This window comes from Lacticaseibacillus salsurae (assembly GCF_045862175.1).
Classification (GTDB): Bacteria; Bacillota; Bacilli; order Lactobacillales; family Lactobacillaceae; genus Lacticaseibacillus; species Lacticaseibacillus salsurae.
Genome location: NZ_BAAFZI010000010.1, coordinates 14,326 through 36,135, shown reverse-complemented (window position 1 = coordinate 36,135; position 21,810 = coordinate 14,326). Strand labels below are relative to the sequence as shown.

The window sequence follows — 21,810 nt, the reverse complement described above, 5'->3', positions numbered from 1 at the left end:
AAAAGTTTTGGCCGTTTTTTGCAAATCTATTAAGTGAGGGGGAATGACGATGCAAGACTTATTTGATTGGCTCCAACAAGCCGTCGATGCCGCGGCCAGCGATGTGTATTTGTTGCCACAAGCAGATGGCTACCACTTATTTTTCCGCTTGGCTCAAGGTTTCGTGTTGCAAGCAGTGCTACCCAATGAAACGGCCCAACGCTGGATCAATTATTTGAAATATCAAGCCAACATGAATGTGGCTGAGCATCGGCGGGTGCAATTAGGCGCGGTGACCATTCGCTATCCCCCGGTGCTGTTGCGTTTAAGCACAGTGGGTGATGTCGCGCAACACGAAACGTTGGTGGCGCGGTTGATCTATGGGATCCCTAGCCTTGATGCCACTGGCCAGCGCACTGTTGCCAGTTTGGCGAATAGTTTGTCAGCGCGCGGCATGCTGGCGTTAAGCGGCGCCACGGGTAGCGGCAAAACCACCTTGTTGTACCAACTGGCGCAAACCCTTGCGGTGGACAAAATGGTGATGACCATTGAAGATCCAGTCGAGATCTTGCATCCTGAGTTTTTGCAGTTGCAAGTCAATCCGCAAGCCGACATGACTTATGCCACCTTGTTAAAAGCCGCTTTGCGCCATCGACCGGATATTTTGATCATCGGCGAGATCCGTGATCGCGAAACTGCTGAAGTCGCGTGTGAAGCGGCGATCTCTGGGCATATCGTGTTGACCACCGTGCATGCGCGCAGTGCCGAATTGGTGCCATTGCGGTTGAAAAGCTTAGGCGTGGCTGAGGCGTTAGTGGATGCGGCGATCGTCGCCAGCGCGTCGGTGCAATTGGTGTTTGTCCCCACCAAGCATGCGCAAGTTGAGTTGGTGCGCTGGAAAGAAGGGGTGATCGATGAAAAAAGTCAACTTGGCTGATCAACTGCGCTTTTGTCAGCTGGTGGCGGAATTGTTAAATGCCGGCTTCAGTTTGAATCAAGCGTTGGTTTATTTAAGTGCGGCCATGCCCAAATACAAAAATCACTGGCAAGCGCTACAACAACAATTATCCAGTGGCGTTGAATTGGCGATCAGCTTGGATCAAGCGCATTTTCATCCGTTGATCGTCCAGCAAGTGACCTTGGCGCAACAACACGGCCAATTGGCAGAAAGTTTGGCGCATGCTGGCGAATATTTGCACTTGCAAGTGACCAACCGCCGCAAGTTGAAACAATTAATGGTGTATCCCAGCGTCTTGATGGGTTTATTGGTGAGTTTGCAGTTGGTATTGTGGCTAGGCGTGTTGCCCAGTTTGCAAATGCAAACCACTGCCAATAACTGGGTGCCAATGGCGGCGGTAGTTGGTAGCGTGATCGCAGGTTTTACCATCTGGTGGGTCGTTAAGCGCCTGCCAGCGACGACGCGCTATCAGGTGAGCCAACTGATCCCAGTGGTGCGTGGGTTGGTCAATGACTATTATCGTTATCAATTCGCAGTTGGTGCGAGCCACTTTTTAACGGCAGGATTGGCGTTAAGTGCGTATTGTGAATTGCTAGCTGGCTTATCCGATAGTGTGCTAGCTGCCACCGGTCAAGCGGTGGTGGCGCAATTAGCCGCTGGCGCTTCACCGCAACAAGCACTACAGCAACGCTTGATCTATCCGCCGATCGCCGAATTAGTCGGTTTAGGACAAGCGCAACCATTAGTGGCGCGTGGGGTGGCGTTATTTGCCCAAGCTTTGTTTGCGCGGTTGAATCAGCGCTTTGAACAAGTGATGGCGTTGGTACAACCGGTATTGTTTTTGGTGATCGGCGCACAGATCGTCTTGGTGTATATGGGGATGCTAGGGCCGTTATATAACAGTGTCAATCAATATTAGGAGTTCACAAATGAAAGCAAAACGCAAAAAAGGCTTTACCTTAATTGAAGTGTTAGCCGCCTTGGGGATCATTATCGTGTTGACGTTAACGTTAGTGGTCACCATTCGCGCCCAATTACAAAAAGCCAATGAAGAAAATCTCCGCTCAGTGGCCGCCGCGATGAATATGCAAATCGCTGTGGCGTATGAGCAAGTCGACCGTAAAGATTCAAACTTTTCTACCATTGCGTCGTTGCAGTCGGCAGGGATCATTACCGCCGAACAAGCCGATCGCGCCAAAGCAATGACTTATACGCCTGGTGCCAAGCCACCTGAGTTCACCGTCGAATGAAAAAGGCTGGGTTTACTTTGATCGAATTGTTGGTGGCCTTGGCGATCAGCGTTGCGGCTTTGATGACCACGGTATATTTTGGCCATCAATGGTGGCAACGCCAAGTTGAAAATCAATTTTTTGCCGATTTTCAGCGCGATTGGGCCCATTTGCGGCAAGTGGCGTTGACCGATGGCGAAACTGTGAATGTGAAGTGGCATTACGATCGGCAGGAATTTGTTTTTCAACAGATCCACCAAGGCGCAGGGGTGCATTTACGCAGGCCGCCATGGGTCAGAGTCGATTACGATTTGTATTGGCAATTGAACTGGACTGGCGGCAATTTCACCAGCCCGCAAACGATCGGCTTTTATCGCGCCAATGGCCAACACGTCACGTTTGCTTGGCAACTGGGAACGGGGGTGTTATTACGACACGACGAATAAGTGGGTTGCTGATCGCTGAACATTTGGCGGCGATCAGTGTGTTTGCGCTGGTCATCGCTTGGCTGAGCGGGATTGCAACTTATTCGCGCACGCAACTGACGCCGTTGCGCTTGCAAGTTTTAGCGTATCAAGTGGCCAATGTGGCATTAGTCACTGGGCAAGAACATGTGATGATGGCTGGGGATGAATGGCTCGTGGAGGTGAGTGACAATGGCGTCAAAGTGGCCGATCCGACAGCCCACTTCACCCAAACGCTCAGGCGTGACGCTGATTGAAACCTTAGTGGCGTTAGGGTTGTTGGTGGGGATGTTCATGATGTGGCAACCAGTGGTGCGCAGTTTGGGCCAGTTTCGCTGGCGAGATTCAGAAGTGTTAGCCGTTAACGCGTTTGCCCAAGCGGTGCAAAAACAAGTGAGCACTGGCGATACTTTAGCACTCGATGACGCGCGCTTGGTGATTCAAAAAGGTGCCAGCAACAAAACGGTGCAAAAATATTCTGGCAAAAGTGGGGAGTTGATGATTTTTTCCACCACCGATCACGGCGGTTTTGAGCCGATTTTAACTGACGTCGACAGTTGCCAATGGCGTTTGGTGGACTCAGCGGCAGCTTACAGCTTGACCATGAAAAGTGGCCGCGTTTATGAAGGAGTGATCGTCAGTGATGAAAAAACGCGGTAGTGCATTATTGTCGGCAATGCTGATTTTATTGGTGGTGACGTTATTTTCGATCCGGGCGATGCAGCAAATTGCGCAATGGCGTGCTGATTATCAGCGGACGTTAAGTCATGAAAAAGCCACGTTCAATGCCCGTTTTGACGCGTGGTCGCAGCAACGATCAGACCCATGATGCGCGGCTTGATTTCTGTTGTGTTGAAACTCGTGCGCCGCTTGAGTAGAATTGAGAAGAAATGAAATGGAGGGTCTCAAGTGGCAAACGAACAATTAAAACAGCTTTATGACGTGTTAGACGATACCACCGCCTTATTGCACAGCCAATTGCGGAGCACTTATTTGGATGCGGCCATTGAATCCGGTGAAAACTTAATGGCCCACACGGTCCATCAAGAAGATGGCTTGCCCAACCAAGCGACGGTTGACAAGCTGACGGCACAATATCAAACTATCGACCTCAGTGACTATTCTGCTGAAGAATTGCGCCAAGCCTTGCAATTGGTGCTAGTCAAAGCCGTCCAAACCGATGGCATCGAGCCCAATAAGCAAGTGACGCCTGATGCCATGGCTAGCTTGGCAACTTTTGTGGCGACGACCTTCCACGCCAATATGCCAGAAACCATGACTGTCGCCGATCCTTCTGTGGGCAGTGGCAACTTGCTGTATGCCGTGATGAATCAGCTGCATGCTGCCAGTGAAGTGAACGTCAAAGGCGTTGGTATCGATAATGATGACACTTTGTTGGCGTTTGCTGATATGAGTGCTGGATTGCAACATTTGGATGTGCAACTGTTCCACCAAGATGCCTTAGCTGACTTGCCAGTCACTGATGCTGATTTGGTGGTGGCGGATCTGCCAGTGGGGTATTATCCGCTTGATGAACGCGCCAAAACCTTTGAAACTGCGGCCAAATCTGGGCATTCTTATGCGCATCATTTGTTGATCGAACAAAGCTTAAAAATGCTCAAGCCAGGCAGTTTTGGGCTGTTTTATGTGCCAGCAAATGTCTTTAAATCCAAAGAAGCGGCAGGTTTGACGGCTTGGATGACCAAGGCGGCGCATTTTCAAGGCCTGTTGAACTTGCCAGAAAGCTTGTTTGCCGATCCGGCGGCGCAAAAGTCGCTATTAGTGTTGCAAAAACCAGGCGATCACACCAAACAAGCCAAACAAGTGCTGTTAGGGACTTTCCCAGCGTTTGATGACCGCAAAGCCTTCGCTGAATTTATCGCCAACGTCCAAGCATGGGCGAAGGCGAACTTGGCGTAGGAGGGCATATGGCAAAAATTCTTGCAATCAATGCCGGTAGTTCCACGCTGAAGTGGCAACTGTTTTCAATGCCTGAAGAAATCGTGTTGGCCAAAGGGCTGATCGATCGCATGGGCATGCGGGAATCAAGCATCACCATGAGCGTCAACGGGCAAGTGGTGATCAAGCGTGATCAAGATATTCCGACGATCGCTGCGGCGGTGGCGGCAGTGATGAATGCGCTGAAAGAATCTGGGGTGATCTATGACCTTAACGAGCTTAAAGGCGTCGGCCATCGGATCGTGGCTGGTGGCGAAGTCTTTTCACAATCAGCGATCTTAGATCATCGCGCCTTGGCCCAAGTGGATGCGTTAGCCGAATATGCACCGTTGCATAACCCACCAGAAGCTGCAGCCGTGCGCGCTTTTGCGCAGCGTTTGCCTAAAGTGCCTCAAGTGGGCGTATTTGACACGGCGTTTCATGCCACGATGCCACCAGTGAATTATCGCTATGCCATTAAACAAGAATATTATGACCAATTCGGCGCGCGCAAATATGGGGCGCATGGCACCAGCCATCGCTATGTCGCCAGTCGCGCGGCGGCGTTATTAAAGCGGCCTTTAGCGCAGTTGAATTTGGTGTCGATGCATTTAGGCTCTGGTGCTTCAGTCACCGCCATTAAAAACGGGCAGTCGTTTGACACTTCAATGGGCTTTACACCAGTTGCTGGGTTAGCGATGAGTACGCGCAGTGGCGATATTGACCCATCGTTGGTGTTGTTTTTGATGCAAAAAATGCACCTGCGCGATCCACAAAAAATGATCGATATTTTAAACCGTGAATCTGGACTGTTGGCATTGTCCGAATTGTCGCCGGATATGCGCGAATTGCAAGCCTCGGCGCCAACTGATGCTAAAGCACGCTTAGCTTTAGATGTCTTTAATAACCGCGTGATCAAATATGTTGCTGGGTATTTGGCTGAATTAGGTCATGCCGACGGGTTGATTTTTACTGCGGGTATCGGCGAACATGACCCTGACGTGCGCGAAGCGGTGATTTCAGGCCTGTCAATTTTTGGCGTGAAGTTAGATGCTCAAGCCAACTTGGATCCACAAGGCGAAACGTGTTTGTCGACGCCAGACTCTACGATCCCAGTGTTCATGATCCCGACCAACGAAGAATTGATGATTGCCAGAGACGTGATGCAGTTGGTTTGACCCATCAAGCTAGGGTTGCGACAAATCGTCGTGACTGCTAGCTTTTTTGGTGTGCGACGTTGATAATAACGGTAAAGCAGTTAATGGAGGATCAACATGAGTTTGTGGAGCATCGGCTACATCATCATTGTCATCATTGCCTTAGGGGTCACCATTTGGTTTCGCACCAAGATCCGCATCCCAGCCAAGCCGCGCTGGTTTTGGCGTGGGTTATATTTAGTGGCCGCCGCCATGGTTGCGGCAGTCACATATTTTACTGCCAACAATTTTGATGGGTTGATTTCAGGTGGCTTCATCGCGGCGATGTTTTTGGTGTTTGCATTATGGCAGCGCGGGTTAACTGAAGATTCGGTGATCAACGGGTTAGGGTCGGTGCGCCAATATCGGGTGCTGACGGCGATCCAGCTACAACCGTTAGATGATGGGTGTCTACTGGCGGCGATGGTCGGCAGTGTGGCGGTGGTACGCTTGAAATTCAACCGGCCAGCTGCGGAAGTGGCCAAATTCTTGCGCCAAAAAATGGATCCCAAACGCGTGATCATGGTGTCGTGATCACAATATCTGTTTGTAATTTGTGAACAGGCGTGTATAATTCTTGTTATGTCTGGAGGGGAAGCATGCAACAGTCTGAAAATCAAGAGTTAGCACGTAATTTGAAAAGCCGCCATATTCAGTTGATGGCCATTGGCGGCACGATCGGTACCGGCTTATTTTTAGGCGCCGGGCAATCGATCCACTTAGCTGGGCCATCGATTTTATTGGCCTATTTATTAGCCGGGGGCATGTGTTTTATGTTGATGCGTGCGCTTGGCGAATTGTTGATGTCTGACTTGTCGCAACATTCATTCATCGACTTTATCAAAAAATACTTAGGCGATTCTTGGGGCTTTGTGACCGGTTGGACCTATTGGATCTGCTGGGCAGCATTGGCGATGGCAGAAGTCACAGCCGTAGGGACTTACATCCGCTTTTGGTTGCCAAATGTGGCGCAATGGGTACCAGGATTGTTGACCCTAGTGATTTTGTTGTTGGTCAACTTGATTTCCGTTGGGTTGTTTGGCGAAGCTGAGTTTTGGTTCGCCTTGATCAAAGTCGTGGCCATCATTGCCTTGATCGCCATTGGCATCGTGTTGATCGTGACCAACTACAAAACGCCCAGCGGTCATGCTAGTTTAGGCAACTTGGTCAATTATGGCGGCTTTTTCCCGAAAGGCGCCAAGGGATTTTTCATGGCGTTTCAAATGGTGGTGTTTTCCTTTACTGGGATCGAGCTGGTGGGATTGACGGCCAGCGAAACTGCCGATCCGCAAAAAACCATCCCAGATGCCATCAACAAATTGCCGATTCGCGTGATCTTGTTTTATATCGGGGCTTTGTTGGTGATCATGGCCATTTATCCATGGAACACGGTATCTGCCAATAACAGTCCGTTTGTGACGGTATTTTCCAATATCGGCATCAATGCTGCGGCAGATATCGTCAACTTCGTGGTGTTGACTGCCGCAGCCTCAGCATGTAATTCCGGTTTATATTCCACTGGACGGATGCTGTTTTCCTTAACCTTAGAAAGCAAATCACCGCGCATGCACCGCTTGTCGAAGCTGTCACGCCGGCAAGTGCCAGCGCGGGCTTTGGCTACTAGTGCAGCGGTGATCGGCATCGCGGTGATCTTAAACATTTTCTTGCCGGCTTCAGTATTTACGTTGGTGACTAGTGTGGCCACCATCAGTTTCTTGTTTGTTTGGGTGATGATCGTGTTGGCCCATTTGAAATTCCGCAAAGCCCATCCCAAAGGTGGGCAATTCAAAGCCCCGTTGCATCCATTTGGGGACTATTATGTGTTAGCGTTTTTGGCGATGGTCGTGGTGGTCATGTTATTTAGCCGCGAAACTGCGATCGCCGAAGGGTTGGCAGTGATTTGGATCGGCGGGTTGTACCTGAGCCGCAAGCACCGCAATCAAAAATTGGTCAAATGAGGACGCGCCAGTGACTGGCGTGTTTTTTTGTGCCTTGATATGCAACCGGCTTGCACTGTGATCACACAACTGGTCAATGAAAAAATCCGGCGAAGTTTTCCAATCGATCAGGCACTGACCTTTTCAAGTTGTCATAATAATATTTTTCCATATGACAATGGACATATTAAATTGTTGATAATAAAGGCTTAATTTGCTTGTTTCAAAAATCCGAGTTAACATAATCTTGACGATGATTTTCTGAAAGGAGTCTGTTTATGAACACTGTCACCTTAAAAGTCACTGATCAAGCCATTGCGATTACGAATTTGGCTGACCCTAGTGCGCCGAGTCAAATGCGGATCACCTATGATCCAAAGCTGAGCATCGGCAAGAACTTGGAGAAGATCCGCGTGGCGTTAGTCGGTATCGATTTTGACGCAGTGATCATTGAAAATCCGCTGAGTTATTCTTTTTCTGATACCGTCGTGGGCTTGAATCACCAGCGCATCGATATTGGCTTGGCTTTGATGAACATGTTCAACAAGCCCGTAGTCGCTGCGCCTGCTGTGCGTCGCTTGGGGTTAAAACAGGCCCTTGAAGCCAAACGTGATTTGGCCAGTTGGCACTTGGATTATTACGGTCAATACAGCGGCGCGCGTAATTTCGGGCAAGAAGCGATGTTGACGATCGGCAACGGCTTTTTAGGCTTACGTGGTGCTTATGTGGAAGCCAACGCCGATGACGATAACTATCCAGGCCTTTATGTTGCCGGCGTCTACAACCAAAATACGACTCAGATCGATGATCAAGCGATCGTCAATGAAGACTTGGTCAACTTACCAAACGCTCAGTATTTGAGTTTTGCCATTGACCACGGGCAACGCTTCGCGATCAAGAAATCTGACATTACCGATATTTATCGCAGTTTAGACCTTAAAACCGGCCAACTGCACACCACCATGTTGGTGTCTTTAGCTACTGGTCACCAATTGATGGTACAAACCACCAAAGTCGCTGATATGACGCACTATCATCAATTTGCGATCCGCTATCGGCTCACGCCATTGAATTTTGCTGGGACGATCAGTTTGTTTGCTGGTATCGACGGTACTGTCGTGAATCAAAATGTGGCCAGATATGCGCCCTTTGATAGCCAACATTTTGACGTCACTGGGTTGCAAAGCGATCAAAACCTGGCCATGTTGACTGGTCGGACCAAACATAGTGGCATCGATTTTGCCTTGACTAGCCGCTTTGATGCGTCTGCGGATGTGACCACGCAAGCCAAAGGGCAGATCTTGTTACAACAAGTGGACTTGCCTGCAGCGCCTGGTCAAAGCGTGGTGGCTGAAAAAACTGTGGGCGTTTATACCAGCCGCGAAACCCCAACAGCACTCAGTACCACTGCTTGGCAACATGGACGCGACGGCAGTTTCAATGACGCGGCAAAGCATACCGAGCAGTTTTTGCAACACGTTTTGGCCAAAGGCGATGTACAAGTTGCCCCAGATGTGACCAGCCAAAAACTGTTGCGCGTGAATATTTTCCACCTGTATGTGGCTGGTGCGGCATTGGCCACTGGGGAGTTGGATGCGTCGATTGGCGCGCGTGGTTTGCATGGCGAAGCCTATCGCGGGCATATTTTTTGGGATGAAATATTCATGATGCCTTATTTAGCCGCGCATGCGCCAGCTTTGGCCAAAGCGATGTTAACTTATCGCGCCAAGCGTTTGCCACAAGCCCAACAAGCCGCACAAGCACTGGGGTATGACGGGGCCATGTATCCTTGGCAATCTGGCTTGGATGGCAGTGAACAAGCCCAAAAGCTGCATTTGAATCCCTTGACCGATCAATTTGATCCAGATGAATCGGCGCGTCAACGCCATGTCAGCTTAGCCATTGCTTATGATGTCTGGCTTTATAACCACTTCAATCATGATCAAGTTTTCATGCAAACCAGCGGAAGCAAAATGGTGGCAGAAATCGGCAAGTTTTGGCTGAGTAAAGCGGAATTTGATCCAGCCACCAAGCGTTACCACATTAAAGGCGTGATGGGACCGGATGAATTTCATGAAAATTACCCGCATGCCAAAGCCAAAGGATTAACTGACAATGCCTATACCAACCTAATGGTCGCTTGGCTGTTTCAGTGGTTACATGACCTGCAGCCGCAAACCTTGACGCCAGCGACGCTCACCCAAATGGATCAAGTTCGCCGCCGGTTGACGTTAGACATCAATGACGATGGCATCATCGGCCAGTTTGCAGGCTACTTTAAGTTGGCGACGCTGGATTTTGATGATTATCACAAACAATATGGCGATATTTCCCGCTTGGATCGCATTTTGAAAGCAGAAGGCAAAACGCCTGATGCTTATCAAGTCGCCAAACAAGCTGACACCTTGATGGCCTTTTACTTATTGGATGAGCCAGTCGTCCATCAGTTGATCACTGACATGGGCTACAGCTTACCTAAAGATTACTTCCAGCAAAATCTCCAATATTATTTAGACCGCACCACGCATGGTTCGACGCTTTCGCGAATCGTTTATGCCTTATTGGATGCGCGGGCTAGTCGCGTGGATCAATCGTGGTCGCTATATCACCAAGCGTTGTTGTCCGATTATTACGATATTCAAGGTGGCACCACCGCAGAAGGCCTGCATTTAGGGGTGATGGGGGCGACCCTTGATGTGGCGACGCGCGTTTATGCAGGGGTGGATGCTTTAGGCGAAACCTTGCGCATCGACCCAAATTTACCCAAGGCATGGCGTGAGATGCAGGTGACGCAGCATTTTCAAGGGACTTCAGTGACACTTGAAGTCAGCCATCAAGCTGTGGTAGTGGTTGCCGATCATGATCTGAACGTGTTGATCCAAGGCCAGCCACAAGTCTTGAAAGCTGGGAAAAAACAACGATTTTTGTTGAGAAAGGATAACGTCTATGACAAAATTTAGCGCATTAAAAGGGGCATTATTTGATTTAGATGGCGTGATTTGTGATACCGCGCGCTTACACGCGCAAGCTTGGTCTGCCATTGCTAAAAAAGTGGGCACCACTTGGACGCCGCAACTGCAAGCGAGTCTGGCTGGAATCGACCGGATGCATTCACTGGAAAAGATCATCGCGGCCAGCGATATCCCGCGGACTTATTCTGAAGCGGAAAAACAAGCATTGGCGACTGAAAAAAATACCCAGTACTTAAAGCTGGTCGCCAGGTTGAAACCGACTGATATTTTGCCAGGCATCCGCGTTTTTTTGGATCAATTGAAGCAACATGGCTATCCAATTGCGTTGGCGTCATCTTCAAAGAATGCGCCCTTGGTATTGCAACATCTGGGTTTAGCTAACTTTTTCACAGAAGTCGTTGACCCCGCCACTTTGAGGCATGGCAAGCCCAATGGTGAAATTTATGCTAAAGCGGCCGCTTTGTTGCATTTGGATCCAGCCCAATGCTTTGGTGTCGAAGATGCCCAAGCAGGCGTGGCGGCGATCAATGACGCTGGTGCGACTTCGATCGGTATCGGCGATGCCAAGGTCTTGCATGAAGCGGATGTGGTGTTGGCGGATACGGCTGAATTAACGCTGGCCAACATTCAACGCGGATTGGTAGGTGAGGCGCGTGGCTAAAGCACTGGTATTTTTTGACTTAGATGGCACGCTGTTGCAAGCGGACAAGTCAGTCACTGCAGAAGTCGTCGCCGCGATTAAAGCATTGCGACAACATGACGTTGTCCCGGCCATCGCGACTGGGCGCAATGTGTTTGAAGTACAATATGTGTTAGACGCCACTGGCATCGACACGATCGTTGCCGCCAATGGCAGTTATGTGCAAGCCCATGGTCAAGCGGTTGCCCAAACTAGGCTGGATCGCCAAACCGTGATGCAATTTAATGCCTACGCCAAAGCTCATCATGATCCGGTAGGTTGGTATAACCAAGCTGGGTTTGCGTTAAGTGCGGCCAACGCTGACACCAAAGCCAATTACCAGCTGTTGCAACTGGACGCACATGTCGAGCCTGATTGGTATCAAACCCACCCAGTGAATTTCATGTTTGTGTTTGAACGAGACCAAGATAGGATCTTGCCGCCAAAGTTTCCACAATTGAGTATGGTGCGCAACAATCCCCGCGGCTTGGACGTGATGGCCCAAGGCGTCACCAAAATGTCTGGCATCAAGCAGCTTTTGGCACAACCTCAGTTTAGGGGTGTCACCACCTATGCCTTTGGCGATGCCGAAAATGATCTGCCAATGTTTGCCGGCGTCGATCATGCGATCGCCATGGGCAATGGGCAACCTGCCGCCAAGCAACAAGCTGAATACGTGACTTCGGCTAATGATGATCATGGTATCGTCAATGGATTGAAACATTTTGGCTTGATTTGATCGCGCACTTGTAAACCGCGTCAATTGGCGCGGTTTTTTGGTGCCTTCAAGCTTTCGGGTATACAATAAAGCCATTGTCGATAAGAGGTAAACAAAATGCAAAAACCAATTCAAGTGGTGTTAGCGATCGATTCATTTAAAGGCAGCGCCACGAGTGCCCAAGCAGAATCTTGGGTCAAAGCCGGCTTATTGCGCGCGCAAGCTGATGCCAAAATCACCCAAGTGCCGATTGCAGATGGCGGCGAAGGCACTGTCGCGGCTTTGACTGCCGCTTTACACGGCACGATCATCACCCAATCAGTGTCTGGGCCACTTGGCCAATTGGTATCAGCGCAATGGGGATGGTTGGATCCAGACGCTGCGGTTATCGAAACGGCGCAAGCCAGTGGGCTACATTTGACTTCCGGTAGTTTAGACGACGCCATGAAGGCCTCGACTTATGGCGTGGGACAATGTGTTAAAGCGGCGATCGACCGCGGTGCGCACACGATTTATGTTGGCTTAGGTGGCTCGGCGACAACAGATGGTGGCGTCGGCATGGCCGAAGCATTAGGGGTCAGGTTTTATGATGCATTTGATCAGCCGATCGCACCAGGGGCCAAAGGCTTGGCCGCCTTAAAGCGTATCGACGTGTCGCAACGTTTGCCGCAACTTGATGAGGTGTCGGTGATCTTGTTGTCTGATGTCACCAACCCGCTGGCCGGTCCCAATGGTGCAGCGATGATTTATGGCGCACAAAAAGGCTTAACAGCAACTGCTAGGCGTAAGGTGGACCGTGACTTGCAACATTTAGGTGCGCTGATGGCTAAAACGGTTGGTCTCAATATCGCCGATCAGCCAGGCGCTGGGGCAGCGGGTGGTTTAGGGGCGGGATTTTTAGCGTTTACTCAAGCGCAAAGCCGCAGTGGCATTGACGAAATCTTGCAGTTAGTGGGGTTAGATGATGCGTTAAGGCAAGCAGATCTGGTGATCACTGGCGAAGGACGCATCGATGCCCAGTCGCTAAACGGCAAAGCACCATTAGGCGTGGCCCATGCCGCCAAGCGCCAGCAGGTGCCAGTGGTGGCTTTAGTCGGGGCGCGAGCGGCGGACTTAGGGGATGTGTATGCACTGGGCATTGATGCGGTGATGCCCATCAGTAGCGGCCCGCAAAGCTTGGCTGAAGCAATGGCGTCAGTTAAGCCGAATTTGATGGCGGCTGGCGAAACGGCTTTGCGGATATTTTTGCTGAAGCAATAAGGTAAAAAAAGGCCAATGACTTTTCTGCAAGTGGTACAATTATATTTATCACTTTTCAGAAAGAAGCCTCAACCATGCCTACCGCCAAGAAATTATTCACCAAAGACACGATTTTGATCCTGCTCGGAAGTTTTTGTTACATGTCCAATTCCATGTTAGTCAATCCATTGATCGTCGGTTTCACCACCAGTTTAGGGGAATCTGCGGTGGTTGCGGGGGTGATCGCAGCGGTAATGAACGTCACTAGTTTGTTGTTTCGGCCGTTTGCAGGGCAATTGACCGATCGGGTCTCGAAATTCACCTTGGCATTGACTGGCGGGATCTTGTTGTTGATCGCAGGGATCGGCTATGCAGTAGCGACTGCCGGGTGGATGATCGCCGTGGTGCGGGTGATCAATGGACTAGGCTTTGCGCTGTGTTCCGTGTGCATGGCCACGTGGCTGTCGGGATTGTTGCCGCGTGAGCGCATCGGTGCTGGGATGGGTTATTATGGCATGATGAATGCGCTTGGCATGGCGATCGCGCCAGCTTTTGGGATCTTTATTTACCAACACTTCAATTACCGCTTGGCATTTATTGGTGCAGCGGTGTTGTCTTTGGCGATGATCATCATGATCCAGTTTATCGGCGACCACGGGCAACCGCGCAAACTTGCCAAAGCCCCTAACGCTGGGAAAATGCGCATTGTACAGCCTAAAGTCGTGCCAGTAGCGTTGATCATCATGTTATTGTCGATCCCATATTTTGCGACCCAAGCTTATTTGGTGGAATATGTGGCATCACGGCATTTGCATGTGATGGTCGGGAGTTTCTTTTTGATCTATGCCGCGATTTTATTAGCGTTGCGGTTAGGGCTGAAAGATTATTTCGACCGCTTGCCGTTTAAATATTTTCTGGCGGCAGGGGTATTGGCCAATTTGATCGGGATGCTGGGCATGACGTATTTGGTCAACAACTGGATGATGGTCGTGGCGGCTTTTGGCTTGGCAGGCGGCTATGGGGTGATGTATTCAGTTTGCCAAGCCACCAGCTTGTTGATCGCGCCATTAAATGAACAAGGTTTGGCCAATTCCACGTTTTATATCGGCATGGATGCAGGCATGGTGTTAGGCCCGATCATCGGTGGGATATTGTTTGGCGGCGTGGCGCATGTGTGGTTTTACCCAATTTTGCTGCTGACGTTGCCATTAGTTGGCGTGGTTTATCTGGTATTTCGTCGGCAACTGGCACAACAATAAAAATTTGTGGTAAGATAAAAGCGTCTCGAGGGAGGTTCAGACATCAACCGGTCTGGCCGAGACACATAATTCCGTGAATGCGTCCGATTTTGCGCGAGAAGCGGAAGGAGACAGGCATACGCAATTGCTGCGGTGCCTGTTTTTTTAGCCAAAATTTGCCTAAGCGCTGGGTTGTGTTACACTACGCTCATCGAAATGGAGGTGATATGTTGAAATTCAAAACGCGTTTTTTGCTGATCTTGTTAGTGTTTGCTGGCATTTTCGCTTGGCGTTACGGCTTATTGCCGCGCTTGCCAGCGTTTGTACCGGCGCAATCGCAGATCTCAACGTCTTCGCCTTCTTCTTCGTCGTCAAGTTCCGCGGCCACGCCAGTTGAAGCCATCGTGTCCGGGAAAGCTTTGTCTACCACGTACTACTATCACTTTCAACCAGGCTTGTCTGCCACTGATCAAGCATTGTTTAAACAAGCCATCGCCGCTTACAACCGGACTGGCATTGTGAAACTCATCGCCGGCACCAGTAAAACCGCCAACACATTGACTTTAGGCAGTTATTCTAAAGTCATGCCGGCATCTGCGCAAACTTTTGAGTTGGGCCACGGCGGGCCGCAAATTACTGAAACCTGGTCGGCACTAGGCTCTTCGGTGGTCAACCGCGCCAGTGCTGAATTAAATATCGCCTATCAATCCCGCTTGTCGTTGGCCGTCGCGATGCATGAACTCGGCCATGCGTTAGGGCTGGATCATGCCACCAGTACCACGTCGGTGATGTATCCTATTGATCAAGGCGTCAGTCAGTTATCTTCAGGCGACTTAGCCGGCTTAAAACAAATTTATCAACCACAAAAATAACGGCCATCACAGCCGTTATTTTTATGCGGTTTTAAGCCAAGGATTCAACTTGGCAGCCCCAAATTCTAAATATTGCCCTAATAAAATGCGCGCACAAGCGTAACTGTCTTCAAGCGCGTTATGATGGTGTTCTAACGGGATGTGCATCGCCGCACTGACAGTGTTCAACTTGTAGTTCGCTAACCCTGGCATCAACGCACGCGAGGTTTTGACTGTGTCGATCACTTGATAATGCGGGATCGGCATACCGTAACGCTCCAAACTGCGCTTGAGCACCGACACGTCAAATGGCGAATTATGTGCCGTGACGATCGAAGTGGGCGTGAAAAAGTTTTGAATGTGCGGCCAAAGTTCTGGAAAAGTCGGCGCATCTGCGACTTGATCTGGCGTGATTCCATGCACGTCGATGTTGCGTGCGCTAAATGGGACTTGTGGGTTGATCAAGGAATAAAAGGCATCAACGATCTGGGTGTTTTTGACCACGACTAGCGCCACTGAGCAAGCTGAAGCCCGTTGCGCGTTAGCCGTTTCATAATCCATGGCAATAAAATCCATAAGCGCTCCTATAAGACGTTGTCGACGACCAGCTCAACTGGGCAATGATCTGAGCCCAAGATCTCGTTGTGGATCGACGCATCTTGCATAAATGGGACAAAGTCTGAACTGGCCACGAAATAATCGATCCGCCATCCCGCATTGCGCGAACGGGCGCCGAAGCGGTAGCTCCACCAAGAATAAATATCTTTTTGGTCTGGGTAAAAATGCCGGAAAGAGTCCACAAAGCCGTGGTCTAATTGGGTGGTGAAGTCAGCGCGTTCTTCGTCTGTAAAGCCGGCATTGTGGTGATTGGACGTCGGATTTTTCAAATCGATCGGCTGGTGGGCAACATTGAGATCGCCACAATATACCAAAGGCTTTTTAGCGGCTAAGGCTTTGGTGTAAGCTAAAAATGCCGCATCAAAGCCTTGACGAAATTCCAGGCGCTTAAGTTCACTGCCGGAATTTGGGGTGTAAATGGTGATGAAGTAAAATTTGGGGTATTCTAAAGTGATCACGCGACCTTCCGTGTCAAATTCTGGCACGCCGATCCCGTAAGTGACGTTCAGCGGTTCATGTTTGGTTAAGATCGCGGTGCCAGAATAGCCTTTACGTTCAGCGTAGTTGAAATATTGGTGATAGCCTGGCAAGTCTAGCGTGGCTTGGCCAGCTTGCATTTTGGTTTCTTGTAAACAAAACCAATCTGCATCCAATGCTTTGAAGCTGGTTTCAAAATCATGTTTCAATACGGCTCGCAAGCCGTTGACATTCCAAGAAATCATTTTCACAATTATCACTCCGATCCCCTTCATTCTACTAAAGATTCCGACAGGCGACAAATGTGTTACACTAAATGAGATTTCCAAAACGAAAGGACTGTTGAGCTGTGGCGGCATCCACATTAGAGCAAATCACGTTGTTACACGACGAACCTTTGAGCCACTATACGTTTACGAAAACTGGCGGTCCTGCTGATCGATTAGCATTTCCCAAATCCATCGCCGAGATCCAGGCTTTATTGGCTTATGCCAAAGACGAGCAGTTGCCGCTGACTTTTATCGGTAACGCGTCAAACCTCATTGTCAAAGATGGCGGCATTCGCGGGTTGGTGATCATCTTAACGGCAATGAAGCAGATCAAAGCGCATGGCCACACCGTCCAAGCTGATGCTGGGGCACGCTTGATCGATACCACTGAAGCGGCGTATCAAGCCGGCTTGACGGGCATGGAATTTGCCGCTGGGATCCCTGGCTCAGTTGGTGGCGCGGTGTTTATGAACGCTGGCGCATATGGCGGCGAAGTCAAAGACTGTTTGCAGTCCGTCACGGTGTTGACCACTGCCGGCGAATTGAAAACTTATTCAAACGCTGACATGGCCTTTTCTTATCGGCATTCGTTGGTCCAAACAACTGGCGATATCGTGGTCAGCGCCACATTTGGGTTACATCCAGGCGATAAAGCCGCGATCCGTGAGCAAATGGATACGCTCAATGCCCAACGCGCAGCTAAACAGCCGCTGGAATATCCTTCTTGTGGGTCAGTGTTCAAGCGGCCAGTGGGACATTTTGTCGGCCCAATGATCCAAAAAGCTGGACTGCAAGGTCATATCATTGGCGGCGCGCAGATCTCCACCAAACACGCAGGCTTCATCGTGAACTTAGGCGGGGCGACTGCCACGGATTATTTGGATATGATCCATTTGGTCCAAAAAACTGTCGCGGAAAAATTTGATGTGCAATTGGAGCCGGAAGTGCGGATCATCGGTGAAGATCTGGCCTAAAGCTGGCGACTAGCAAAAATGCTGGTCGTTTTTTTGTAGTTTCACGTGAAACTATACCAATATATGATATATTTCGAATATTCCCCATTATATAAGGTTCAGATAAATGACAAGACACGAAACAAATTTAGAAAAACGCTTGCATTTTGACGGTAAGGGTGGTATCTTTTGAGACAGGAAGGTGAGTCGCTTAGGCCAGGCGATTCGTTCCACCTTTTCACAGGCGGCAGTGCCTGTGTTCCGAGTGAGGCGATCCCCAAACCGTTGACACCAGTTGACGCTTTGGCCTCACGAAATTGCAGTATCGATGCTGATCTCGTTGAAACGAGAGGTCAAGTACTAGCGGATGAAACACCTCATGGCGACATGAGAGGCAAGCGAGTTTGGTTGGGGTAATGCCGATTTTACTAGCATTGTTTCGACATTTCGCCAAATTCCTTGAGACGGCGGTGCGATCGTAACTGAATAAAAAATCGTTGAACTGCGAAGGTCCACGAAATTCACCGGAATTTCGTGGATTTTGTGCGTCCAAAATTTGGTCAGTTCCGCCGTAATGGTATACTGAAGCCAAACGATGTCCAGAAAGGATCCGGCTATGCATCTGATCGAAGCTGTCATCTTGTTATTGATGTTGGTGATCGCCTCAAACGTGATCAGCCATTATTTAGTGGTCATTCCCGTGTCACTGATCCAAATCGCCTTGGGGTTGTTGGTGGCGGTGGCTTTTCACGTGACGATCGCGATGAACACCGACTGGTTCATGCTGGTGTTTACGGCGCCGTTACTGTTTAACGACGGCCGACATTTCCCTAAAGCTGAGTTATGGGCGTTGCGCGGGCCGATCATTGGCAATGCCATTTTCTTGGTGTTTGCGACCACATTTATTGGCGGATTTTTCATTCATTGGTTGATTCCAGCTTTACCGTTAGCAGCAAGCTTGGCGTTAGCCGCGATTTTAAGTCCAACGGATCCGATCGCGGTGCAATCCATTGCCCAACGCGTCCACTTGCCAAAAAGTATTTTGCACTTGGTCAGTGGCGAAAGTTTGATCAACGACGCCAGTGGGCTGATCGGGTTTAAATATGGCATCGCGGCCACCGTCACTGGCAGTTTTGTTGCCACGCAAGCCATTGGCGATTTCTTTTTTGTGGCGATCGTTGGGGCTTTGGCCGGATTGGTGATGATGTTGGCGTTAAATGCGCTAAGGGTGTGGTTGTTGCATCAAGGCATCAATGATGTGATTTTACATACCGTGTTGAACCTGACGGCACCATTGGTCATCTACTTAGCTGTTGATGAAGGGCTACATGCTTCAGGCGTCATCGCGGTGGTCGTTGCCGGATTGTTGAATAACGCGCGCGGCAATCGCTACATCCAAGCACTGCCTGAGTTACGGATCGTCACCGAACGGACTTGGGATATTGTGGTGTACTTGCTCAACGGGATCATTTTTTTGATTCTAGGAATCGAATTACCTGTCGCCATGCATGCGACCATCGTGGCGCGTGATGTCAACACCTTTCAGGCTTTGTTTGATGTGGTATTGGTGTACGGGGTGGTGCTTGGACTGCGGATCGCTTGGGTATGGGGTTATCAGCGTTTAGGCCATCAAGGACATGTCGGCTTTAAAACTGCGTTGTTATCTGGTGTTTCTGGTGTGCGCGGGGCGATCACGTTAGTCGGGGTGTTGGCGGTGCCTTTGACTTTGGCCAATGGAACAGCTTTTCCAGCGCGACATTTGATGTTGTTTATCGCCGCTGGGTTTGTGGTGTTGAGTTTGATCGTCGCGGTGATCGGCTTGCCACTGTTGACCGCCAGCCGCACGCCGTTGACGTTGCGGGGATCAACGGTCTCAACTGATGAAGCCGAACCTGATGGCGATGCGCCGCGGGCATTGACTTTTACTCAAGCGCAGCGCTTCTTATACCAAATGGCAGTGCGCCGCATTGAATCAGAACGACGCGAAGACAATCAAAAACCGGCGCTAGATCTGATCACTGAATATCAAAACTTGATCCGCAGAGTGGATCTGCAAGCCGACACCTCAGAAGCCGACATTCCGCCGATCATCAAAGATGAATTGACGTTGCGCGGTATCGGCTTAGATGGCGAATTGAAAACCTTAGCCGAGCTCAAGGCGACGTTAGATCCGAAGCGCTATGCCAAAGTCAAAAAGCGTTTGGTCAACCGCCGCGCTGATATTGATGCGATGTTGGCGCATAGTGGCCGTCAAACCCTGCGCATGCATTTGGCCAAATGGCGACTCAATGTGATGCAAAGCTCAAAACACTGGGTCGGCTTACGCCATACTAATAGCGCCAGTGATCAAGCCAATTTGGCTTTGGAAAAAGATCTGGCCAAAGGGGGCTTGAAATATGTTTCGGCGTATTTGAAACGCCCTGACCAGCGGCATCATCACTACAATCGTCAAGTGATCTATGCGCTGATCGTCCAGTATCGGCACCGTATCGCCAGCGTCAAAGCGATCTCCGCCCATAAATCGACGCAATACGAAGGGCAATTACAACAGCTGCGGGCGATTGCTTTGGCGGCAGAACGCGCGGCGGTCCATGAATTGTTGACGCAAGGCTATATCGATGCCCATTTGGCTCAGCGCTTGAGCCAAGCGGTCAATAACACAGAAACTGCAGCAGCGTTAAGTGCTGAAGAAGTGTAAAAAAGCTTTCGATCGGATTTTTTCAACTCGATCGAAAGCTCTTTTACTGTTGGTGCCACAAAAAAAGGGCATATAATAAGGCGATGACGGCGTAAACCAAACTGGCAAGACTCAAATAAAGCAACCAAGGCCAGCCCATCACGGTTTGACCGATCCAAAACAAGAATGCCAAGATACTCGCTTGAATCGTGCGCTGTAACATCGCTTGCGTGGCTTTATTCAAAGCTGACCTCGATGAAATTATGCTTGGCATTGGTGATATGGCTCAGCGTCAACCATAATTCTTTAGGTGTCGGCGGTTCGTCTGGATCGATCAGTTGGGCTAACCAACTGACCAATTCCGGATGATCCGGAATGAAGTCATCATCTAAGCGCGTGGCTTCTAAGCGGTCGTCTGGAAAAACTTGATGTTGATAAGGAAAAATGATCGTATCTGGTAAGCTGAAGGCCACGACATTTTGTAAACCTCGAGCAATTGGTTGGTATGTGCTCGGGTGCGTGTGTAAATAGGTTAAAAGCATTGGCGCGATTTTCACAGTCAGACCTCCTACTTTAGTCTGTATAGGAACTGTTCAATTTATGATAGCATGAAAATTAACCGAGAACAAAATCATTGTGATGAAATCGATTTCCCAACCTTTTGGAGGTAGCCTGATGACCATTCAATTATATTTAGTTCGCCACAGTGAAACCCAGATGAACCGCAACAGTCAACTGCAAGGCATCACCGACATGCCACTGACGCCAAAAGGTCGCCAACAAGCGGCGAAAACGGCAGAATTGCTGGCGGATGTGCCATTTACTGCTGCCTATAGCTCTGATCGCTTGCGGGCAGTCGACACGGCTAAAATTATTTTAGCCAAACACCCCAATATCACGTTACATCGTCGTGCCGGCTTGCGGGAATACTACTTTGGCGGTCTAGAAGGAATCACCAATAACCAATTGATCTCCGCTTCCCTGGCGCGTTATGGTGTAGCCACGATGACACATGCATGGACGCGCGGTCAGCGCTTTGCCCAACTGATCCGCAACTTTGAGAAAATGGATCCCACCAAACAAGCTGAAACCTTGCCTGAATTACGGCTGCGGGTGCAAACCAGTTTTGCCCAGATCGTGGCAGCGCAACCTGCTGATGCCAAAGTGTTAGTGGTGGCACATGGCGTGTTTTTAAGTGCGATGGTGGATCTATTGGCGCCTGAAAAACTACCGGTTGGTTTGTTGAAAAATGCTAGCGTGACACGTTTGGATGTCGCTGATGGTGCTTGGCAAGTCCGTGGGGTGAATTTGACGACTGCCGCGGACTTAGCCCAAATCGACCAGCAAGTTGCCACAAAATAATTTACAGAAAATGGCTGAATCCGACTAAAGACTGTTGCAATTTAATTTGGCTCGCG

Annotated in this window: 24 protein-coding genes; 20 read left to right on the top strand and 4 right to left on the bottom strand. The window is 49.7% G+C overall.

Annotated features, from left to right (window positions below; all coding sequences use genetic code 11):
- Nucleotides 1-49 precede the first annotated feature (49 nt).
- From ACKTSG_RS05145 to ACKTSG_RS05065, 17 genes are all read left to right on the top strand, one after another.
- Nucleotides 50-916 carry an ATPase, T2SS/T4P/T4SS family gene (locus tag ACKTSG_RS05145; protein WP_407892609.1) on the top strand — a complete coding sequence of 289 codons (867 nt, stop codon included), beginning with the start codon at nucleotides 50-52 and terminating at the stop codon, nucleotides 914-916.
- Nucleotides 894-1,856 (top strand): type II secretion system F family protein, encoded by a 963-nt coding sequence (locus ACKTSG_RS05140; protein WP_407892607.1) that lies wholly within the window; start codon nucleotides 894-896, stop codon nucleotides 1,854-1,856. The genes ACKTSG_RS05145 and ACKTSG_RS05140 overlap by 23 nt, the downstream gene beginning before the upstream one ends.
- A gap of 10 nt (nucleotides 1,857-1,866) precedes the next feature.
- Nucleotides 1,867-2,187, top strand: coding sequence for a type II secretion system protein (locus ACKTSG_RS05135; RefSeq protein WP_407892605.1), 321 nt, complete (start codon nucleotides 1,867-1,869; stop codon nucleotides 2,185-2,187).
- Entirely contained in the window at nucleotides 2,184-2,612 is a 429-nt protein-coding gene (locus tag ACKTSG_RS05130; protein ID WP_407892603.1) for a prepilin-type N-terminal cleavage/methylation domain-containing protein, read from the top strand. Before ACKTSG_RS05135 ends, ACKTSG_RS05130 begins: the two co-directional genes overlap by 4 nt.
- Before the next feature lie 5 nt (nucleotides 2,613-2,617).
- Nucleotides 2,618-2,887 carry a hypothetical protein gene (locus tag ACKTSG_RS05125; RefSeq protein ID WP_407892601.1) on the top strand — a complete coding sequence of 90 codons (270 nt, stop codon included), beginning with the start codon at nucleotides 2,618-2,620 and terminating at the stop codon, nucleotides 2,885-2,887.
- Complete coding sequence (locus ACKTSG_RS05120; RefSeq protein ID WP_407892600.1) at nucleotides 2,823-3,290, top strand: hypothetical protein; 468 nt, start codon at nucleotides 2,823-2,825, stop codon at nucleotides 3,288-3,290. Before ACKTSG_RS05125 ends, ACKTSG_RS05120 begins: the two co-directional genes overlap by 65 nt.
- Nucleotides 3,274-3,459, top strand: coding sequence for a hypothetical protein (locus ACKTSG_RS05115; RefSeq protein ID WP_407892598.1), 186 nt, complete (start codon nucleotides 3,274-3,276; stop codon nucleotides 3,457-3,459). Before ACKTSG_RS05120 ends, ACKTSG_RS05115 begins: the two co-directional genes overlap by 17 nt.
- Nucleotides 3,460-3,539: 80 nt before the next feature.
- The gene (locus tag ACKTSG_RS05110) at nucleotides 3,540-4,550 is read left to right on the top strand and encodes a class I SAM-dependent methyltransferase (protein ID WP_407892596.1); all 1,011 of its coding nucleotides are present in this window, start codon (nucleotides 3,540-3,542) and stop codon (nucleotides 4,548-4,550) included.
- 8 nt (nucleotides 4,551-4,558) lie between these two features.
- Complete coding sequence (locus tag ACKTSG_RS05105) at nucleotides 4,559-5,746, top strand: acetate/propionate family kinase (RefSeq protein WP_407892594.1); 1,188 nt, start codon at nucleotides 4,559-4,561, stop codon at nucleotides 5,744-5,746.
- Nucleotides 5,747-5,842: 96 nt separating this feature from the next.
- On the top strand, nucleotides 5,843-6,298 hold the full coding sequence (locus ACKTSG_RS05100; RefSeq protein WP_407892592.1) for a hypothetical protein: 456 nt from the start codon (nucleotides 5,843-5,845) through the stop codon (nucleotides 6,296-6,298).
- Nucleotides 6,299-6,363: 65 nt separating this feature from the next.
- Nucleotides 6,364-7,722, top strand: a complete 1,359-nt coding sequence (locus ACKTSG_RS05095; protein ID WP_407892590.1) for an amino acid permease — start codon at nucleotides 6,364-6,366, stop codon at nucleotides 7,720-7,722.
- A gap of 257 nt (nucleotides 7,723-7,979) precedes the next feature.
- Entirely contained in the window at nucleotides 7,980-10,661 is a 2,682-nt protein-coding gene (locus tag ACKTSG_RS05090) for a glycoside hydrolase family 65 protein (RefSeq protein ID WP_407892588.1), read from the top strand.
- Nucleotides 10,648-11,334 carry a beta-phosphoglucomutase gene (gene pgmB, locus ACKTSG_RS05085; RefSeq protein WP_407892586.1) on the top strand — a complete coding sequence of 229 codons (687 nt, stop codon included), beginning with the start codon at nucleotides 10,648-10,650 and terminating at the stop codon, nucleotides 11,332-11,334. Before ACKTSG_RS05090 ends, pgmB begins: the two co-directional genes overlap by 14 nt.
- Nucleotides 11,327-12,091, top strand: coding sequence for a Cof-type HAD-IIB family hydrolase (locus ACKTSG_RS05080; RefSeq protein ID WP_407892584.1), 765 nt, complete (start codon nucleotides 11,327-11,329; stop codon nucleotides 12,089-12,091). Before pgmB ends, ACKTSG_RS05080 begins: the two co-directional genes overlap by 8 nt.
- A gap of 96 nt (nucleotides 12,092-12,187) precedes the next feature.
- Complete coding sequence (locus tag ACKTSG_RS05075) at nucleotides 12,188-13,330, top strand: glycerate kinase (RefSeq protein ID WP_407892582.1); 1,143 nt, start codon at nucleotides 12,188-12,190, stop codon at nucleotides 13,328-13,330.
- Nucleotides 13,331-13,404: 74 nt separating this feature from the next.
- Nucleotides 13,405-14,568 (top strand): MFS transporter, encoded by a 1,164-nt coding sequence (locus ACKTSG_RS05070; RefSeq protein ID WP_407892580.1) that lies wholly within the window; start codon nucleotides 13,405-13,407, stop codon nucleotides 14,566-14,568.
- A 206-nt stretch (nucleotides 14,569-14,774) separates the two neighbouring features.
- Entirely contained in the window at nucleotides 14,775-15,419 is a 645-nt protein-coding gene (locus ACKTSG_RS05065) for a matrixin family metalloprotease (RefSeq protein ID WP_407892578.1), read from the top strand.
- A 21-nt stretch (nucleotides 15,420-15,440) separates the two neighbouring features.
- Here ACKTSG_RS05065 and ACKTSG_RS05060 read toward each other — a convergent pair whose 3' ends face one another.
- The gene (locus ACKTSG_RS05060) at nucleotides 15,441-15,974 is read right to left on the bottom strand and encodes a 3'-5' exonuclease (protein ID WP_407892576.1); all 534 of its coding nucleotides are present in this window, start codon (nucleotides 15,972-15,974) and stop codon (nucleotides 15,441-15,443) included.
- Between the two features lie 8 nt (nucleotides 15,975-15,982).
- Nucleotides 15,983-16,744: an exodeoxyribonuclease III gene (locus ACKTSG_RS05055; RefSeq protein ID WP_407892574.1), complete on the bottom strand. Its 762-nt coding sequence runs from the start codon at nucleotides 16,742-16,744 to the stop codon at nucleotides 15,983-15,985.
- A gap of 98 nt (nucleotides 16,745-16,842) precedes the next feature.
- Between ACKTSG_RS05055 and murB the strand changes: the two genes are divergently transcribed.
- Complete coding sequence (murB, locus tag ACKTSG_RS05050; protein ID WP_407892572.1) at nucleotides 16,843-17,736, top strand: UDP-N-acetylmuramate dehydrogenase; 894 nt, start codon at nucleotides 16,843-16,845, stop codon at nucleotides 17,734-17,736.
- A 595-nt stretch (nucleotides 17,737-18,331) separates the two neighbouring features.
- On the top strand, nucleotides 18,332-20,413 hold the full coding sequence (locus ACKTSG_RS05045; RefSeq protein WP_407892570.1) for a cation:proton antiporter: 2,082 nt from the start codon (nucleotides 18,332-18,334) through the stop codon (nucleotides 20,411-20,413).
- Nucleotides 20,414-20,456: 43 nt separating this feature from the next.
- Here the strand turns inward: ACKTSG_RS05045 and ACKTSG_RS05040 are convergent, their stop codons facing one another.
- Together ACKTSG_RS05040 and ACKTSG_RS05035 are read right to left on the bottom strand one after the other, a co-directional pair.
- The gene (locus ACKTSG_RS05040; protein WP_407892569.1) at nucleotides 20,457-20,636 is read right to left on the bottom strand and encodes a hypothetical protein; all 180 of its coding nucleotides are present in this window, start codon (nucleotides 20,634-20,636) and stop codon (nucleotides 20,457-20,459) included.
- Complete coding sequence (locus tag ACKTSG_RS05035) at nucleotides 20,629-20,949, bottom strand: hypothetical protein (protein WP_407892567.1); 321 nt, start codon at nucleotides 20,947-20,949, stop codon at nucleotides 20,629-20,631. Before ACKTSG_RS05035 ends, ACKTSG_RS05040 begins: the two co-directional genes overlap by 8 nt.
- 118 nt (nucleotides 20,950-21,067) lie before the next feature.
- Here ACKTSG_RS05035 and ACKTSG_RS05030 point away from each other — a divergent pair, with 118 nt between their 5' ends.
- Nucleotides 21,068-21,754: a histidine phosphatase family protein gene (locus tag ACKTSG_RS05030; RefSeq protein ID WP_407892565.1), complete on the top strand. Its 687-nt coding sequence runs from the start codon at nucleotides 21,068-21,070 to the stop codon at nucleotides 21,752-21,754.
- Nucleotides 21,755-21,810 lie beyond the last annotated feature (56 nt).